1 pseudogene is annotated in these 522 nt (G+C 56.9%); it reads right to left on the bottom strand.

Annotation, left to right across the window (positions count from 1 at the left end):
• Positions 1-522: pseudogene (locus AB9K34_RS00385) on the bottom strand (IS6 family transposase); the annotation flags it as partial.

Below are 522 nucleotides of genomic sequence, written 5' to 3'. Positions count from 1 at the left end.
ATGCGCTTGATGAAGCGGTGATCCTGTTCAAGGATGTTGTTCAGGTATTTGACCTGCCGGATCTCGACCGGGCGGCCGTCGCCGGTGAATTTCAGGATCATGTTCACCGCCTGCAGGCCGGCCAGGTTTGCGCCGCTCTTGTCGATGACAACCCGATCTGGCACGCCGTTTATGGCGATTGTCCGCTTGAAAAAACGCCGGGCAGCGGCCAGGTCACGGCGCTCGGAGAGCAGAAATTCAAGAGTTTGACCGTCGCGGTCCACGGCTCGGTAGAGGTAGGTCCATTTGCCCTTCACCTTTATATATATCTCGTCCATCCGCCAGAAATTGGCCGTTTCCTCGCTTGCGGCTGTACTGCAATCAGCGGCGCGAATTTCACCATCCAGCGGTTCAGCGTGGCATGGTCCAAGGTGAATCCCCGCTCGGCCAGAATCTCTTCGAGGTCTCGGTAGGAGACGGGATAGCGAACATAGAAAAACACCGCATGCAGGATCGCCGGCTTCGGATAATGCGCACCATTGA

The organism is Sedimentitalea sp. XS_ASV28, from assembly GCF_041224545.1.
In the GTDB taxonomy this organism is placed as follows: Bacteria; Pseudomonadota; Alphaproteobacteria; order Rhodobacterales; family Rhodobacteraceae; genus Sedimentitalea.
This window is presented reverse-complemented; position numbering and strand designations above follow the sequence as displayed.